At 59.2% G+C, this 17,500-nt stretch carries 15 protein-coding genes, 1 tRNA gene and 2 rRNA genes (2 of these 18 only partly in view); 7 read left to right on the top strand and 11 right to left on the bottom strand.

Translation table 11 applies throughout. The features are described 5' to 3' along the window. The 3 genes from J5278_RS01050 to J5278_RS01040 all read left to right on the top strand — a co-directional run. Positions 1-1,883, top strand: a 23S ribosomal RNA gene (locus tag J5278_RS01050); it begins 1,079 nt to the left of the window's first position. A 275-nt stretch (positions 1,884-2,158) separates the two neighbouring features. Then, positions 2,159-2,273 (top strand): 5S ribosomal RNA (gene rrf, locus J5278_RS01045). A 97-nt stretch (positions 2,274-2,370) separates the two neighbouring features. Further along, positions 2,371-2,447: transfer RNA gene (locus tag J5278_RS01040), tRNA-Met, on the top strand. Between the two features lie 112 nt (positions 2,448-2,559). Here the strand turns inward: J5278_RS01040 and J5278_RS01035 are convergent. Both J5278_RS01035 and J5278_RS01030 read right to left on the bottom strand, forming a co-directional pair. Continuing rightward, positions 2,560-4,017 (bottom strand): M81 family metallopeptidase, encoded by a 1,458-nt coding sequence (locus J5278_RS01035; RefSeq protein WP_209185865.1) that lies wholly within the window; start codon positions 4,015-4,017, stop codon positions 2,560-2,562. A gap of 27 nt (positions 4,018-4,044) precedes the next feature. Next, positions 4,045-4,530 carry a hypothetical protein gene (locus J5278_RS01030; protein WP_209185864.1) on the bottom strand — a complete coding sequence of 162 codons (486 nt, stop codon included), beginning with the start codon at positions 4,528-4,530 and terminating at the stop codon, positions 4,045-4,047. A gap of 216 nt (positions 4,531-4,746) precedes the next feature. Here J5278_RS01030 and J5278_RS01025 point away from each other — a divergent pair, with 216 nt between their 5' ends. From J5278_RS01025 to J5278_RS01015, 3 genes are all read left to right on the top strand, one after another. Next, positions 4,747-5,610, top strand: a complete 864-nt coding sequence (locus J5278_RS01025; protein WP_209185863.1) for a MurR/RpiR family transcriptional regulator — start codon at positions 4,747-4,749, stop codon at positions 5,608-5,610. Between the two features lie 144 nt (positions 5,611-5,754). Beyond that, a complete protein-coding gene (locus J5278_RS01020) occupies positions 5,755-6,282 on the top strand; it encodes a TetR/AcrR family transcriptional regulator (protein WP_209185862.1) in 528 nt (175 codons plus the stop codon). A 37-nt stretch (positions 6,283-6,319) separates the two neighbouring features. After that, positions 6,320-7,198, top strand: a complete 879-nt coding sequence (locus J5278_RS01015) for an SDR family NAD(P)-dependent oxidoreductase (protein WP_209185861.1) — start codon at positions 6,320-6,322, stop codon at positions 7,196-7,198. 41 nt (positions 7,199-7,239) lie between these two features. On the opposite strand, the gene J5278_RS01010 is transcribed toward J5278_RS01015, so the two are convergent. Next, positions 7,240-7,644: a helix-turn-helix domain-containing protein gene (locus tag J5278_RS01010; RefSeq protein ID WP_209185867.1), complete on the bottom strand. Its 405-nt coding sequence runs from the start codon at positions 7,642-7,644 to the stop codon at positions 7,240-7,242. Between the two features lie 159 nt (positions 7,645-7,803). On the opposite strand from J5278_RS01010, the gene J5278_RS01005 reads away from it, so the two are divergent. Beyond that, on the top strand, positions 7,804-8,538 hold the full coding sequence (locus J5278_RS01005) for an SDR family NAD(P)-dependent oxidoreductase (RefSeq protein WP_142832498.1): 735 nt from the start codon (positions 7,804-7,806) through the stop codon (positions 8,536-8,538). Positions 8,539-8,595: 57 nt separating this feature from the next. Here the strand turns inward: J5278_RS01005 and dhaL (J5278_RS01000) are convergent, their stop codons facing one another. From dhaL (J5278_RS01000) to J5278_RS00965, 8 genes are all read right to left on the bottom strand, one after another. Then, positions 8,596-9,300, bottom strand: a complete 705-nt coding sequence (gene dhaL / locus J5278_RS01000; RefSeq protein WP_209185860.1) for a dihydroxyacetone kinase subunit DhaL — start codon at positions 9,298-9,300, stop codon at positions 8,596-8,598. A 44-nt stretch (positions 9,301-9,344) separates the two neighbouring features. Continuing rightward, positions 9,345-11,444, bottom strand: a complete 2,100-nt coding sequence (locus J5278_RS00995; RefSeq protein WP_209185859.1) for a bifunctional sugar-binding transcriptional regulator/dihydroxyacetone kinase subunit DhaK — start codon at positions 11,442-11,444, stop codon at positions 9,345-9,347. Positions 11,445-11,569: 125 nt separating this feature from the next. Then, positions 11,570-12,211, bottom strand: coding sequence for a dihydroxyacetone kinase subunit DhaL (gene dhaL / locus J5278_RS00990; RefSeq protein ID WP_209185858.1), 642 nt, complete (start codon positions 12,209-12,211; stop codon positions 11,570-11,572). 11 nt (positions 12,212-12,222) lie between these two features. Next, a complete protein-coding gene (locus J5278_RS00985; protein ID WP_209185857.1) occupies positions 12,223-13,215 on the bottom strand; it encodes a dihydroxyacetone kinase subunit DhaK in 993 nt (330 codons plus the stop codon). Positions 13,216-13,244: 29 nt separating this feature from the next. Then, positions 13,245-14,018 (bottom strand): SDR family oxidoreductase, encoded by a 774-nt coding sequence (locus J5278_RS00980; RefSeq protein WP_209185856.1) that lies wholly within the window; start codon positions 14,016-14,018, stop codon positions 13,245-13,247. Positions 14,019-14,077: 59 nt separating this feature from the next. Beyond that, positions 14,078-15,064 (bottom strand): substrate-binding domain-containing protein, encoded by a 987-nt coding sequence (locus J5278_RS00975; protein ID WP_142832504.1) that lies wholly within the window; start codon positions 15,062-15,064, stop codon positions 14,078-14,080. Positions 15,065-15,148: 84 nt separating this feature from the next. Next, positions 15,149-16,129: an ABC transporter permease gene (locus tag J5278_RS00970; RefSeq protein ID WP_209185866.1), complete on the bottom strand. Its 981-nt coding sequence runs from the start codon at positions 16,127-16,129 to the stop codon at positions 15,149-15,151. A 76-nt stretch (positions 16,130-16,205) separates the two neighbouring features. Then, positions 16,206-17,500, bottom strand: the 3' portion of a protein-coding gene (locus J5278_RS00965; RefSeq protein WP_209185855.1) for a sugar ABC transporter ATP-binding protein. Its footprint extends 184 nt past the window's final position; only the last 1,295 of its 1,479 coding nucleotides appear in the window; its start codon lies beyond the right edge, outside the window; its stop codon occupies positions 16,206-16,208.

Here is a 17,500-nt window from a genome sequence, read left to right as displayed (position 1 = left end):
CGTCTTACTGATCCTAACCAAACTCCGAATACCGGGGAGTACTATCAGGCAGACACACGGCGGGTGCTAACGTCCGTCGTGAAAAGGGCAACAACCCTAACCTCCAGCTAAGGTCCCCAAGTCATGGCTAAGTGGGAAAGGATGTGAGGATCCCAAAACAACCAGGATGTTGGCTTAGAAGCAGCCATCATTTAAAGAAAGCGTAACAGCTCACTGGTCTAGTCAAGGGTCTTTGCGCCGAAAATGTAACGGGGCTGAAGCCATGCACCGAAGCTGAGGATTGGCAAAACTCTAGCGAGTTTGCCAGTGGTAGCGGAGCGTTCCGTAAGCCTGTGAAGGGAGACCCGTGAGGGCTCCTGGAGGTATCGGAAGTGCGAATGTTGACATGAGTAACGATAAAGGGGGTGAGAGACCCCCTCGCCGAAAGACCAAGGGTTCCTGCTTAAAGTTAATCTGAGCAGGGTTAGCCGGCCCCTAAGACGAGGCGGACACGCGTAGTCGATGGGAACCACGTTAATAATCGTGGGCCTGGTGGTAGTGACGGATTGCGTAACTTGTACGATCTTATTGGATTGATCGTGCAGGGAAGCGGTTCCAGGAAATAGCTCCACCGTATAGACCGTACCCGAAACCGACACAGGTGGTCAGGTAGAGCATACCAAGGCGCTTGAGAGAACTATGTTGAAGGAACTCGGCAAATTGCACGCGTAACTTCGGAAGAAGCGTGGCCCCGCTCAAGGCAACTTTTGCGGGGTGGCACAGACCAGGGGGTAGCGACTGTTTACCAAAAACACAGGGCTCTGCGAAGTCGCAAGACGACGTATAGGGTCTGACGCCTGCCCGGTGCTGGAAGGTTAAAGGGAGGGGTGCAAGCTCTGAACTGAAGCCCCAGTAAACGGCGGCCGTAACTATAACGGTCCTAAGGTAGCGAAATTCCTTGTCGGGTAAGTTCCGACCTGCACGAATGGCGTAACGACTTCCCCGCTGTCTCCAACATAGACTCAGTGAAATTGAATTCCCCGTGAAGATGCGGGGTTCCTGCGGTCAGACGGAAAGACCCCGTGCACCTTTACTATAGCTTTACACTGGCATTCGTGTCGGCATGTGTAGGATAGGTGGTAGGCTTTGAAGCAGGGACGCCAGTTTCTGTGGAGCCATCCTTGAAATACCACCCTTATCGTCATGGATGTCTAACCGCGGTCCGTTATCCGGATCCGGGACAGTGTATGGTGGGTAGTTTGACTGGGGCGGTCGCCTCCGAAAGAGTAACGGAGGCGCGCGATGGTGGGCTCAGACCGGTCGGAAATCGGTCGTCGAGTGCAATGGCATAAGCCCGCCTGACTGCGAGACTGACAAGTCGAGCAGAGACGAAAGTCGGTCATAGTGATCCGGTGGTCCCGCGTGGAAGGGCCATCGCTCAACGGATAAAAGGTACGCCGGGGATAACAGGCTGATGACCCCCAAGAGTCCATATCGACGGGGTTGTTTGGCACCTCGATGTCGGCTCATCGCATCCTGGGGCTGGAGCAGGTCCCAAGGGTTTGGCTGTTCGCCAATTAAAGCGGTACGTGAGCTGGGTTCAGAACGTCGTGAGACAGTTCGGTCCCTATCTGCCGTGGGTGTAGGAATATTGACAGGATCTGTCCCTAGTACGAGAGGACCGGGATGGACATATCTCTGGTGGACCTGTTGTCCTGCCAAGGGCATAGCAGGGTAGCTAAATATGGAATGGATAACCGCTGAAAGCATCTAAGCGGGAAACCAACCTGAAAACGAGTGTTCCCTATCAGAGCCGTGGAAGACGACCACGTTGATAGGCCGGGTGTGGACGTGCAGCAATGCATGAAGCTTACCGGTACTAATAGCTCGACTGGCTTGATCGTTCTCATTGCTCATGTTCATCAAACTGCGTTTGATGCACATGATCTTCTTGTCCTCACGCGCCAAAGGCGCTGCGGATCCTCGGGTCTAGCCCGAGGACAGGCTTGCGCCAGACGCCTGGCGGCACGATGAAATCGTGCTGCTGGAGTGATCCGGACAGTGCTGAAAACAGAAGATCGAAATAAACGTGTTCACCTGGACGACGGCAAGTCGTTCTGGGTTAAAAAAGATTCAAGTGGCGATGCCACCCAGCTTCTCAAATGTTGCGCTTTGCCGACCTGGTGGTCATGGCGGGGCACCTGCACCCGTTCCCATTCCGAACACGGCCGTGAAATGCCCCTGCGCCTATGGTACTCCGTCTTAAGACGCGGGAGAGTCGGTCGCTGCCAGGTCTGCAAAACGCAACATAATTCTCATTCACATGCACAGACAAACATCGACACAAAGTCGTTCAAAACCAACAACCCAAACGCAAACAACATCACTTTCCGCGGGGTGGAGCAGCCCGGTAGCTCGTCAGGCTCATAACCTGAAGGCCGCAGGTTCAAATCCTGCCCCCGCAACCAAATCCCAAACCAAACATCAATGCACCAGTCCAGCACTACAAAGCCCGCGTCATAATGACTGCGGGCCGTTTCGCGTTCGGGGTTCGCCACTACATCAGCGCTTCGCGCTTTGTCACCCGTGGGGAGCCGGTATCATCGGCCAGATATCTTTGCGCGCGCGCCGATAGGGCGTTTGCGCCGGATTGTTCGGATAGGGTGTGCCGGCTGAGCAGTATATGATCTCGGACGCGATCTTTGAGAACGAGGCGAAAAAATGGTTGGTCGATTTGATCGCGAGGATCTTCCGTTCTGTCGGATCAATGCCCATGACAGAAAATACACTCGGGTCGAAGGTCTGTGCCCGCGTTGAATTCAGAATGATATCGATGCCATCGAGAACGATATGAGCGGCATCGCCGAACGGTACAAAGCTTTCGCCAAAGCGCATCTCCGCATTGGCGACAAGTTTAACGACAGAAATAATACCGTCCACCGGATTGCCGGTGCCGGGAGCAGATTTGGCTCCGAAGCGCAGCGGAATTTCGGCACCTTCGCCAGCTGCCATGCAGATCTGGACTGCCATCGGATCCCAGATAGTGCCAATCGCGGTGTTTGTGGCGCCCTTGTCGAGCAGTTCCCGCAGGAGCACGGTCGCGTCACCTGCAGTTCCGCCGCCGGGATTGTCCCATATGTCGGCGATCACCACTGGCCAGGATGTGGCGGCAAGCGCAGAGGCTACCGCCTGCTTCTCGTCCACCTGCGGCATGATGAAGGTCCCGCGGCTGGCAAACAACTCGAGCCCCAGCCTGCGGGCAAGCATCTCCCCCTTTTCCCTGTTATCGTTGGTCACCACAAGCACCTTCGTGCCCATCTCAGGCACGTCTCCCGCCATGAAGCCGTGGACGACCGAAATGGAGAGAATGTCCGCGTCATCCCGCTCGATCTTCATGATCCTGTCGATGAAGGAGCGCATCGGATCACGAGAGGTGGGAAAAACATCGATCATTCGGCAATCGAAGACCGACATGACCGGCTTCACGCGGCCCTCGAGCATATCGACGGTGATCCGCCAGAGATCCTCGGCACGATCGACGAAATCCGTGTGCGGAAATTCCTTGAAGCAGACGAAGAGATCCGCGGCCGACAGCCGCTTGTCCGTCAGATGGCTGTGGGGATCAAGTTCGGCGCAGATCGGGACATCGGCCCCAACCAGTTCACGGATGCGGGTGAGAATGTCGCCCTCGGCATCCTCATAGCCGGCGGCAACCATGGCGCCATGCAATCCGAGCACAACAGCATCGACCGGCATTGCCGCATGCAACTGGCCGAGCACCTCGTCACGCAGTGCTTCATAGGTCGAGCGATTAAGCAACCCTGCCGGATCGGCCCAGGCGGCAGTGCCCTCGATCAGTTCCCAGCCCTTTTCACCCGTGACCCGTCGGCCGACGGTGATTGGTGCAGTGCAGAGCGTCGGCGTTTCTGGATGCTCGCCGGGCGGCGCATAGAGGGAGGCCTCGAAGGCACGGCGGTCGACACAGATCGGCGAGAAGGTATTTGTTTCCGTCGCCAGAGCTGCCGTGAAGATGCGCAAATGAAATCGCCCCTGTTTGCCGTCCGCTCAGCCCATCGGATTCGGCAGATATCCCGTAAATCCGGCGATCTTCCAGCGACCGCCATGAATGCGGCAATAGTATAAGGTCTGCCACTGCATCACATCGCGGCTACCATCCGCCCTGGCCAGTCCACCATCGAACTTCTTGCGCACCAGCGCCATATCGCCCGCGATTTCGATGTCTTCCAGTATCGTAGTGGTGAAAATCGCCGTCCGTGCATCCTCGGCGAATGACTGCGCGGCAAAGTCCTTGGCCTGTTTCAGCCATTCGTTGCGGTAAGCAGAAAGGGTCGGGAAAGCGAGCCGCCAGCCGTCCGGACTGATCTCCTTTTTACAATCGATCCCGATGAATCCTTCTTCGACGAAATCGTCTTCTACCATGGACCAGTCAGTAGCCAGGAAAGCATCGATGTCACGCGCCACAAGCATTTCCCAGATAAAGTGTCGGTCGCGATCCGAGGATGGAAATGGGTTTTGAAAAGGATCCCGCATGCTTCCCCACAATTAAAATTATTTTCATAAAAGCAGTTTTTCTGGCAAAAATCTGCTTTGCATGTCGCGTTGTCAACCTGATAAGCAAATAATTTGCAAGAGAGCTGTAATGCACCAAGCCTGGTGGCACGGTTGATCGCGGCATCCGCTGCAAGCCACTGGCCTTCATGAGAGCGTGGGGACGGACTGGCGCGAAAGGCTGTGGGGGGGCGGGACATGGATATTTTCTCGACATTGCAGGAGGAGAAGGGCAGATTTTCCCGATCGGAAAATCGCATCGCGGACATCGTTCTGGATGACTTCGAATTCGCCGTTAACGCCTCCATTATCGCGCTTGCTGAGAGGGCGGATGTCTCACCGCCCACTGTGACACGCTTCTGCCGGCATATCGGCTGCGACAGCTTTGCCGACTTCAAGGTTCAACTGGCGCGCTCCGCCCATGTCGGCGTCCGTTACCTGAAGCCGGAATCGAAAAGTACAGATCCGGCCGATGTCGCGGCCGATATCATCAACAAGGCACAAAACGCCCTATTCCTGCTGCATCGCTCGCTCGACATGTCAGCGCTGTCGCAAGCTGCCGAGAAACTTTCCACGGCAGGGATGATCTACGCTTTTGGCTCCGGCGGCAATTCGTCGATGATTGCCGGCGAATTGCAGAACCGGCTCTTTCGCTTCGGCCTGCATGTGACGGCCAGTTCAGACCACAGCATGCAACTGATGATGGCAGCCGCTGCCAAACCGACCGACGTGCTGATTGGCTCCTCCTTTTCCGGGCGCAATGCCGAACTCGCCCGGGCCTCCACATTGGCGCGCGAGGCCGGTGTGCCGACCATCGCCCTGACGCAAAGCGGTAGTGCCGTCGCACAGGCCGCCGATATCGTCGTGGCCGTCGATCTGCCTGAAGGCAATAATATCTATCGGCCGACCTCCACGCGCATAGCCTATCTTGCCGTCGTCGATATTATCGCCAGTCTGGTGGCCTATGCCATTAAGCCAGAGGCAACTGTGACACTGCGGCGCATCAAGCAACACCTGGTTGCCCATCGGGACGGTGACGACCGCCAGCTCTTGGGAGACTGACCGACTGCCGCTAAAGGAAATGCACCCCGCCGACTGCATCAGGTACATACTTTTAATTGACTGACTGATCACTCTCCGATAGAGGCGTGTCTGCGGAGACGGATGATGGCAAGACCCAGAAGCGACGAGAAGCGTAGTGCGATCATGAAGGCGGCGATTGCGATTATCGCCGCGCAAGGGACGAGTGCGCCTACCGCGATGATAGCAAAAGAGGCAGGGGTTTCGAATGGAGCATTGTTTACGTATTTCGAAACCAAAGCCGAGCTTTTGAACCAACTGTACAAGGAATTAAAAACGGAAATGGCCCTATCGACGACGGTAGGGCTTCCGACTCATGCCGATATGCATGACCAGGTCCTTCACGTTTGGGATGGCTGGTTGAACTGGGCAGTCGCAAACCCGCAAAAGCGCTGCGTGCTTGCCCATCTCGGCGTCTCCAATGAAGTCACGACAGCCAGCCGTCAGGCAGTAGGCGAGGTTTACGCCGACGTCGAAGCTCTTCTGGATCGAAGCAGAGCCAACGGTCCGTTGCGAGACGCACCGCTGATGTTCGTCGCCACGCTCGTCACTGGCATGCTGGATGCAACGGTCGATTACATCGCACGCGATCCTGCCGGGGCGGATTCGCATGCTGCTGCAGGGTTCAGGGCGCTTTTGCGCATCCTGGGCTGATTTATTTCATTAATTAAAGAGAGACTGGACAGTCATTATGAATAGTGGTTCGGCAGGAAAAGAACGCCGGCAGGAGATCGTCGTGGTAACCGGAGCTTCAACCGGCATCGGCGCCGCCACAGCCCGCGCGCTTGCCGCGCGTGGCTTCCACGTGCTGGCCGGCATTCGTCGCGAAATGGATGGCGACGCAATCCGAGCCGACAACATCGAACCTATCATGCTCGACATAACAGACGCGGATGCGATCACTGCACTCGTGCAGCACATCACCGAGGATCCGCAGCGCCGAACTTTGCGCGCCCTGGTGAACAATGCCGGGGTTGCGGTCAATGCGCCGCTTGAGACCTATGCTCTGCCCGAGTGGCGTCGCTTGTTCGAGGTCAATCTTTTCGGTCATGTCGCGATGATGCAGGCCCTGCTCCCATTGCTTATCCAAAGCAGGGGTACGATCGTCAACATATCCTCCGTCGGGGGCAGGGTAGCGATGGCAACTTACGGCCCTTACGCCGCGACGAAATTCGCTCTGGAAGCCGTCAGCGATTCATTGCGCCGCGAGGTCGGGTCCCTTGGCGTGAAGGTCGTCGTGATCGAACCGGGTGCAGTCACCACCGGAATGCTCGGGCGGGTCGACGCGACCGGGCAGCGGGTCGTCAGCGAAATGACGACCGAGCAACGCGGCCGATACGGTGCACTGATGCAAGCCGTTGTCGCGCAGGCCCAGGCATCCGTGTCGGGAGGCGCTACCGCCGAAAATGTCGCGACAATCATCGCCGACGCAATTGTCAGCAAGCAGCCTCGCACCCGCTATACCGTCGGACGTAGCACCGCGATGATCGCTCGGCTTATCAGGATCCTGCCCGACCGGATGCTTGACAAGCTTCTCGCCCAGGGTTTGAAGCCGTATCTTCCGAAGTGAGTGCCCACTCACCCAAGTAGCGCCGGGCTGAAGGCTGTCGGTCAGCCAGCTTCCAAGTTTCTACTCATTCCGTCATTACTGCGAGGCTTGCGTTCTTTGCTGTTCAAAGCATCGCGCTCGGCGAAAACGCGAGCGACCTCGGCCATGTTCTCCGTCCCCCACGAGCAGAGGGGGACAAGGGCCTCAGCCAGGCTGCGACCCAAGGGAGTCAGACCATAGTCCACTCTTGGCGGGATTTCCTTGTAGTCGGTACGCTTTACCAGACCGTCGGCTTCAAGCTCCTTGAGCTGCTGGATCAGCATCTTGTCGCTGACATCTCTCACGGCACGCCGCAGCGCTCCGTATCTGGTGGGGCCACCCTGCGCGACGAAGTACAGGATCAGCGGCTTCCACTTGCCGGCAATCACTCGCAACGTCGCATCGAGGCCGCAGGTAAACCCAGACAGCGTCGTTGCGATAGTCTCGCCCGGCGGTAAATCATTTTCGCGTGGTCCGGCTTTATCGACATTATCGTATGACATTATTAGTACTTACCAAAAGGTGCATACTTGTCAATAGGGATGCGCGTCGCCAGTTTCTTTCTCGTGTCAACCAAGGAGCACAACATGAAAAGATTACAAGGCAAGACGGCTGTGGTGACTGGCGGTGGAAGCGGGATCGGGCTCGGGGCTGCCAAGCGGTTCATTGAGGAAGGCGCATTCGTCTACATTTTTGGAAGACGGCAGGAGGCGCTTGATGCGGCCTTGGCAGAGTTGGGTTCAGAGGCACGTGCCGTAAAGGGGTCTGTCACCAGCTTCGCCGATCTCGATCGTCTGTATGAGACGGTGAGGAGCGAACGTGGAACGCTTGACATCCTGCTGGCAAACGCAGGGACCGGTTCGTTCGCACCCCTTGGCGAAATCACGCCAGAGCACTTCGACCAGACCTTCGATCTCAATGTGAAGGGCCTGGTGTTTACGGTGCAGAAGGCGCTTCCGCTCATGACGAAAGGCGCGTCGATCATCCTGACCGGTTCGAGCGCGGGGGTCATGGGCACGCCGGCATTCAGCATCTACAGCGCCACCAAGGCAGCTGTTCGCAACCTGGCCCGCAGCTGGGCACTCGACCTTCGCGGCACCGGCATCCGCGTCAATGTGATGTCTCCGGGCCCGATCACGACTGAGCTTGCGCTTGAGGTTCTGGGGGATGAAGGAATGGCCGCGATGGGCGAGACGACGGCGCTCAGTCGTATGGGAGATCCCTCGGAGACAGGTGCGGTAGCAGCCTTCCTCGCCTCCTCCGACAGCAGCTTCATGACCGGCAGCGAAGTCTTCGTCGACGGAGGCCTGGCACAGGTCTGACACCCCAGGCCTCGGCATGTGGGCTCCGTTGCAAAGCGGGGCCCTGAACGAAGAACATCATTCGTCAACGCGCACACTGGTACCGGCGCTGTCGGTATATAGGTCAGCACGGGGCGCTGCGTGGATGGAGAGGCTGTCCATCATTGCACGAAGAATAATGGCAGCGGAGGCGGCGCCGGGGTCTATGTGACCGAGCGATCGCTGACCGAGCCGTGCGGCCCTGCCGCGAGCAGCGACCATGGAACTCGTCGCGTTCGCACCAGCCTCTGCTGCTTCCGTCACCCGTCGCCACATGTCTGATGGCGTGGTCCCCTCCGCCTTGGCCGCAATAGCTGCTTCCATGGCTGGAATCCACGCGTCGAGCATGGTCTTGTCGCCGCGCTGGCCTTTTCCACGTTGCTGGATGCCAAGCGTCAGGGCTTCGATGATAGCCACCTGGTTAGCCAGCGACAACGACGCGTCCGTCTCGAGCACCTTTGCGGCCTTGAGGAAGGCACTGGCATAGAGGGGGCCGGTGGACGCTCCGACGGCGTCGAGGAAAGCCGATGCTGCCGTCGCAAAGACGGTCGAGGCGGCGGCAGTGTCGAAGTCCAGGCGCGCCAGTTCCATCGTCACGGCATGGAAGCCAAGCGACATGGTAATGCCGTGGTCGGCGTCGCCGATGGCGCCGTCAAGCGATGTCAGCCGATCTTTCTGCCGATCGATTGCTGCAGAAATATCATGAAACATCCGCCCGAGGCTTCTTGCCGCGCTCTCAGTCATCGCTATCCTCCATCGATCGGGCCATCTCCTCCCCGATTGCCGTTTCACGTCATTTTCAGAACGACACCGTCGCAGGGATGTTTCAAAAGTGCGGTCAGGTCTTCGTCCAGATGCAGTATCGATATGGATGCGCCGACCATGTCGAGGGATGTGAAATAGTGGCCGACCCAGTTGGCGTCTATGGCGATCCCCTTCGCTGCCAGTCGCTGCTCCACCCGCCTGAAGAGAATATACAGCTCCATCAGCGGTGTTGCGCCGAACGAATTGACCAGTACGGCAACGCGATCCCCCGCCACCGGTTTCATCTCCGAAAAAATACGGTCGATGACTTTGTCGACTATCGCGTCAGCGGGCATCATCTTCTCGCGGGCGACGCCGGGCTCGCCGTGGATCCCCATGCCGAACTCGATATCGTCGGGCCCAATTGCAAAATTGTATCGCCGGGTCTGCGGCATGGAGCAGGGTTCGAGAGCGACGCCGACAGTGTAGGTGCGGGCATTGGCCCTGCGTGTCAGTGCCTCGCATTTCTCGAGCGGGAAACCGATGTCGCAAGCTGCCCCAGCTGCCTTGAAGACGAAGAAGTTGCCGGCAACCCCCCGTCGCCCATCGCGGTCCTCGACTGGCGACGAGGCGATATCGTCAGTCGTCAGCACCGTTCTAACCGAGATACCCTTCGCCTCGGCCATTTCTGCGGCCATTTCGAAATTCATCACGTCGCCGGCATAGTTGCCGTAGACGAAGAGGACCCCTTCACCGCCCGAGGCGGCTTCGGCACCTTGCAGGATGGGACCCGGCGGCGGCGACGAGAAAATATTGCCGATGGCCACGGCGTCTGCCAGGCCTTTGCCGACATAGCCGTAAAAACCAGGTTCATGCCCGGCACCGCCGCCGATCACGAGACCGACTTTCCCCGGCCTGGGACCGTCCCGCGCAATGAGGACGCGATGGGATCTGTCGATCGGTCGAAGGTGGCTGGCATGGGCCTTGACCATGCCGGAAAGCATCTCCTCGACGACGTGGTCCGGATTGTTGAGAAACTTCTTGGTATAGAGGCGTTGGTTGACTTGGGGCACCGGCTGGCCGATGTCCGTCTTCGCCCGCTGCGAGATCCTGCGATCCACATCTGCGACACCGTCGGCATTGAGGATGCCGCGCGCAGTTGCGGCATCGGTGATCAGCACATTGACATAGCCGCCGCGCAGTGCGGCAAGAATAGCCGGAACCTTGTCAAAGCCACCGGCAATGGCAACGCGCAAGTCGATGGCCTTCAGCATGTCCAGCGAAATACCGACGGTGCGCTCGTCGAGCGGGCCGGTGATAGGTCGCCCATGGCCGTCTATGAAGCGACCGGCGACGACTCCAACGGCATTTCTGGCGAGGTAATCCTGCAGCGACACGGACTCGAAAAAGCCGCTGGTATGGATGGTCGAGTTGGGGCGCAGCGACGATATGCCGAACAGGGCCTTGTTGGCGCGCGCAAGGGTCTGGAACTGGTTCTCGATTAACGGCTCGCGCAACAGCAGGTCGCGCATTTCAGGGCTGGTGACGATTGCCGGCGCGGAAATGTTGATTAGCCTTGCGCCGACCGCGTCGGCAATCGAGGCCGCGCAGAGTTCGGGCGTGTAGGCGAAGCTGGCCCGCGTTCCACCTGTCGCCTGGACGACGGTGACATCCTGAAGGCCGGTCGCCGATGCCCGCTCTCCGACGGCAAGCACTGTCCGGCCCCAGGAAACCGCGAGCGTATCGCCTGATTGCAGCAGGCGTTGCAAGGCCTGCGCGCCTGCCATTCCCAACCGCTCGATCAGGGGCTTGGCATTGTCGTCGCTCGGCACGACAAGACAGTCCGCCAGGCCGAAGTGGTGCTTTATCTCCCGGGCGACGGTCAGCGACGACAAGCGGCCGGGCTCGATGGAAATGCTGACGATGCCTCGCTCGCGCGCTTCGGCGAGGTAGCTGTTGACCGTTGCGCGCGAGATGCCCATGGCATCGGCGATGTCGCCCTGCGTCATGCCGTCTTCGTAATAGAGCCAGCACGCCCAGACATAGGGATCGTCGCCGTAGCGCAGCGGCATTCCCTCGAGCGCTTCGGACGCGCTGGCCTTGCCGGCGGTGGACTTTCGCGGCTGGGATAATTTGATCGTCATCTAAACGCGCCGTCTCCCGTGTTTTCGACTGCAAGGATGAAAGCACGGCAAGCGCTTTTGCAAGGGACCTGGAGCGAAAGTCACGCCAGACCGGCCGGCGGACGCGCCTTTCTACCGCGTCAGGATCAGCGCAGGCGTTCCTGCGCAGATAGGCTGAGCTGTTTCAGGATAATCGCGCAAGAGGTGGCGCCAGCATCAAGGACACCGAGAGAACGATCCCCCAGGCGGCTCGACCGGCCAATTTTTGCGACAAGATCGATTGTTGAGTCGCGACCGGCCTCGGCCGCCTGAACCAGTTTCTGAAGCGCAGTTTCGAAGGGCTCGCCCGATGCGACGGCGTCGTCGAAAGCCTCGATGGCGGGTACGAGTGCATCGAGCAGCGTCTTGTCGCCCACCTTGGCGGAGCCGATGGACTGTATGCCGTCAAGCCCGGCATGCAGCATCGCGCTGAATGTTTTAGGATCGATATCTTCGCGACCTTCGAGCTGCTCGGCGAATTCGGTAAACATCACGCCGTAGAGCGGTCCCATCGAGCCACCAATTTCGTTCATCAGCACGGAGCCGAGTATCTCGAAGGACTGGCCGAGGCTAGCATCCTGCCCCTTCAACCGTTCCGCCGCCATGCCGAAACCTTTTGCCATATTGACGCCGTGGTCGCCGTCGCCGATCTTCCCGTCGATCTCGCTGAGATAGGCCCGATTTTCGACGATGCGATCGGCAATGGACAATACGATCGGCGCGGCGGAGGTGTTCTTGAACGTCTGCATGTGGGTTTTCCTCAAAGCTTCATGGTGCAGTCGACATCGACCGCGAGCAGCGCCTTGGTTTCGTCGTCGAGCGCCATGACGGTCAGCGTCGCCCCGACCATCTCCAGCGACGTGAAGTAGTTGCCGACATAGGTCTTGTTAATGACCAGGCCTCGGGCGGTGATTTCCGTCTCGATCGTGTCGTTGAGAATATACAACTCGTTCAGCGGCGTGGCACCCAGACCCGACACCAGAACGGCAACCTCTGTTCCCGTCGGAAGATTATGGTCGTCCAGCACGATCTTGCACATGTCGCGTGCAATCTCCTGTGCCGTCTTCAGTGGTTCGACGCGGACGCCGGGTTCGCCATGGTGGCCGATGCCCACTTCCATGGTCCCGGGTTCGATCTGAAAGTTCGGGTGACCGACTGCCGGCAACGTACAGGGACCAAGGCCGACACCGATCGAGCGGCAATTGTCGATTGCCTTCTGGGCCGCAATACGGACCTCCTCGAGGCTTCCGCCCTGCGATGCCCGGGCGCTGCCGATCTTCCACATGAAGATCTCGCCCGCCACGCCACGCCTTTTCTCCCGCTCATGCGGTGGCGCGGAGCACACGTCGTCATTGGCAACGACGGTTGCGACCTCGATACCCTCCTTGGCCGCGAGCCGGATCGCCATTTTTACATTCATGTTGTCGCCGGCATAATTGCCATAGAGGCACACCACGCCGGCGCCGCCATTGGCCTCGCGGAAGGCATCCTGAAAGCTCTTTGCGGTCGGTGAGGAAAAAAGCTCGCCAACGGCCACCGCATCCAACATGTTCCGGCCGGTATAGCCCATGAACCCCGGCTCATGGCCGGAGCCGCCACCGGTGACGACACCGACCTTGCCGGCAACAGGGGCATCCTTGGCGACGATGACGCGCGGGTTCTGCCCGACGCGAAGGATGTCGGAATGAGCCTTGACGAAGCCCTTGACGGTATCTTCGACGACCTGGTCCGGATCATTGATAAATCTCTGCATAATGTCTCCTTGAAATTCCAGGCTGTCGCTCAGAGAATGGTGTAGCCGCCATCGATCAGAAGATCGGCCCCGTTGATCATGTCGGCGCCGTTCGAAACCAGGAACACTGCTGCGGCAGCCACTTCTTCCGGATAAGCAAAGCGCCCGTTCGGTATTCTTTTCTTGGCAGCTTCGCCCTTCTCACCGGCCCAGGCCTTCTTGCCGAGTTCCGTCAGCACCACGGTCGGGGAAATCGTGTTGACGCAAATTCCATGCTTGCCCCATTCTGCTGCAAAGGTCTTCGACATGCCGATAACGCCGAATTTCGAAGCGCAATAGGCCACATGCTCCTCGATCGCAACCGTTCCCGCTTGGGAGGCCATGTTGACGATCTTGCCGCCCTTGCCGGCGGCGATCATCGCCCGCCCGACCGCCTGGGTCACGAGAAAGCTGCCCTTCAGATTGATGTTGATGGTTCTGTCCCAATGGTCGAGCGACAGGTCTTCGGCCGGCGCGAGATAGACGACGCCGGCGCTGTTGACCGCGATGTCGATGCCGCCAAAGGCAGCCAGAACGTCGGCAACTGCCTTTTCGACCGATTGCGGGCTCGATACGTCGCAGACGAACGGTCTTGCGCCATGTCCGAGCGATCTGGCTTTTTCAGCAGCGACATCGGCATTGATGTCGAGCACGGCAACTGTAGCGCCCTTGGAAGAAAATGCGTCGGCAATGGCCGCACCGATGCCGGAGGCGCCGCCGGTCACCAGCGCAATCTTGCCGGTCAGCGGGAAATTAAGGTCTATCTGCAAAGCGGTATCGGTCATTGTGCTCCACTCTCGTCTATCGGGATCGGGGCGGCGTGGCCGCCCCTTTCACCCATTTCCTACTTGCGCGATTCCAGCAGCTTGTCGGCATTCTCCGGCGTAACCTTGGTCCACGGAACCAGGTAATCCTTCTCCTTGCCGTCATTCCACTTCATGTCGGGATACTGGGTCCAGACCGTTGATACCGGCTTGTAGTCCGGCCGGGCTGCCTTTATGGCGACGTCGAGCGCGCCCTGCGCCTGGGCGCTGCCGTCCTGCAGGATCGATGCCATCTGGCCTGCCTTGACGGCGTTGATTGCATCCGTCACCCCATCGACGCCGGCAATGGCGAAGTCGGAGACCTTCAGCTTGGCTGCCTTGATCGCCTCGATGGCGCCCAATGCCATTTCGTCGTTCTGGCCGATGATACCCTGGATCTGACCAGGGTGGGAGGTCAGCCAGTTCTCCATCAGCGTCTGGGCTTCGGCGCGCGACCAGTTGGCCGTCTGCGTTTCCAGAACCTTGACATCGGGGCAGGCTTTCAGCGCCTTCTGGTTGCCTTCGAGGCGCTGGATCTGGCCGGATTGACCGATCGGTCCCTCGAGAATGACGAGATTGCCCTTGCAGCCCATCTTGTCGAGCACGGCCTTGGCTTCCATCTCGCCGGCCAGCACGTCGTTCGAGCCGACATAGGATGTCAACAGGTCCGAATTGACGCGAGCGTTCGAGCCGACGACGGGGATGCCGGCGTCGTGGGCCGCCTGAACGGCCGCAGCACCGGCTTCGACATCCATCGGCACGAAGATGATCGCATCGAACTTCTGCGTGATCATCGTGTTGAACTGTTCCTGCTGCACGAGCGCGTCATAGCGGCCGTCAAAGACGGTCAGTTCGACGTCGCCGCTCTTGACGGCGGGATGCTGTTTCAGCGCCGCCGACCAGAGCTGCATGAATTCGGCGTTGAGGCCGTAGGTCGTCGCCCCGATTTTGAGTTTCTTGTCCTGCGCCATGGCCGGCGCCGCAAGAATGGCGACGCTGGCGATAAGTCCAATCAACAGTCTCTTCATCTCTTTCTCCTCCATAGAGAATCCCGGCTGCCATCTGGCATGCCGTTTTGTTGCGGGCAGCGGTTGCCGCCCGAATTGCTGCGGTCACTGACCGTGATTTCGTTTCTGGTCGAGCATCACGGCGCCAACGATAAGGGCGCCCTTGAGGACCTGTTGGTAATAGGACTGGATGCCGAGCAGATCGAGACCGTTGTTCATCACCCCGATGATCAGCGCGCCGATCAGCGTGCCGGTGACGCGCCCGACGCCGCCAGACAGGCTCGTCCCGCCGATGACGACGGCAGCGATGGCGTCGAGTTCATAGGCAACGCCCGCCTGGGGCAGGGCCGAGCCGGTGCGCGCCGACAGCATCATGCCGGCGAGACCCGAAAGGGCGCCCGAGATGGTATAGACAACGAAGCGGATACGGGTGACGTTGATGCCGGACGTCTTTGCCGCATGCGGGTTGCCACCGACGGCATAGATGTAGCGGCCGAACCGCGTCCGGTTCAACACCCACCAGGACACCAGAAAGACCACCGCCAGGATGACGACCGGCATCGGAATGCCGATGATATTGCCGGTGCCGATCCAGCGAAACTCCGGCGTCAGGCCCGGAACAGGTTTCCCACCGCCATAGATGAGGGTCATGCCACGAGCCGCAGACAGCATGCCGAGAGTGGCGACAAAGGCGGGGACCGAAAAGCGCGAAACGATGATGCCGACGATGGTGCCGCAGGCAAGACCGACAAGGATCCCGGCGGCAAGGGCCACATAGGCCGGGTAGGGCGCGCCGGATACGCCGGCCGTCGCCGATGTCGTCGCCAGGCTGGCGCTGACGATGCCGGTCAGGGCCACTACCGAGCCCACCGACAGGTCGATGCCGCGCGTCAGGATCACGAAGGTCATGCCGATCGCCAGCACGCCGTTGATCGAGGTCTGCAGCAGGATGTTCGAGATATTCCCGGACGTCAGGAAGTATTCGTTCGACACGGAAAGGATGAGCGACAGCAGCAGGAAGGCAAGGAAGATCCCGTACTCCTGCAGCAGCAATCTGCGACGGTCTGCATTGAACCAGCCCGACATCGTTTTATGATCTGTGAGAGACACGTTTCTGACCTCATGACGTTCCGGACGAACGACTTCTAGTTTTGGGGATGCGCTACGTCGAAAGGTGAACCAGGGTTTCGGCGTTGGCCTCGTCGCGCCGGTAGATGCCCGCAGACCGGCCATCGCGCATGACGAGGATGCGGTCCGACATGCCCAGCACCTCGTCGATTTCCGATGAAATCATGATCACCGTGCCGCCTGCCGCTGCAAAATCGCAGATGATCCGGTAGATCTCGCGCTTGGCGCCGACGTCGACACCGCGTGTCGGCTCGTCGAGCAGCAGGATTTTCGGGTCGCGCAAAAACCACTTGCCGAGCACGACCTTCTGCTGGTTGCCGCCTGAAAGGCCCGAGACGGCCATCGTGTCGCGCGCTGCCTTGATGCCGAAATGGGCGATCATCCGGCTGCTCGCTGCCTGCTCCTCGCGGCCACGCATGACAAAGTTGGGGCTCATCTCGGGCAGACTTGCCATGGCAATATTGCCGCGCACGCTGTCGTCGAGGTTGAGGCCGGTGAGTTTTCTATCCTCGGTGACGAAGGCAATCCCGTGCTTCATCGCCTCGGCCGGCCTTGAGACGGTAATCGGCTGCCCATGCAGACGCATCGTACCGGCGTCGGGTTTGTCGAGGCCGAAAAGGCAATTGAAGATCTCCGTGCGTCCGGAACCCATGAGCCCGTAGATGCCGAAGATCTCGCCCCTCTTTGCGGAAAAGGAAATGTCGTCGATCTTGCCGGAGGCAGACAGTCCCGACACTTCGAACCCGGTCTCGTCGCTCGGTACGTTGGTCTTGATATACTCCTCTCCGAGATCGCGCCCGACGATCATGCGGATCAGGCTCGGTCGATCGATCTCGGAGAGATCGCCGCTGCCGACGTAGGCACCATCGCGAAATACCGTATAGGCGTCGGCGATCTGAAAGATTTCGGACAGCCGGTGCGACACATAGACGACACCCTTGCCGGCTGCCTTCAGATGGACGATCGTCTTGAACAGCTGTTGTGCTTCCTTTTCGCCGATGGCCGAAGTCGGCTCGTCCATGAAGATAACCTCGGCGTCATGGCTGAGCGCCTTGGCGATCTCCACCAGCTGCATCTGCGCCACCGAAAGGTTCATCATGTACTGGTTGGAGCGAATATCGAATTCCAGCTGGTCGAGCAGCTTTTGGGCATTCAGGTTCATCGTCTTGAAATCGATGCCGCCGAAGCGTCGCGAAGGTTCGCGGCCGAGATAGATGTTTTCAGCAACCGTCATGTGCGGAACCGGGCTGAGTTCCTGCTCTATGATGGCGATGCCGGAAGCGAGTGCGTCGCCGGGCTTCGAGAAGTCGACGTCCTCGCCGCTGCGGC

Origin of the sequence: Rhizobium sp. B21/90 (assembly GCF_019355815.1) — a bacterium.
Classification (GTDB): Bacteria; Pseudomonadota; Alphaproteobacteria; order Rhizobiales; family Rhizobiaceae; genus Rhizobium; species Rhizobium rhododendri.
This window is presented reverse-complemented; position numbering and strand designations above follow the sequence as displayed.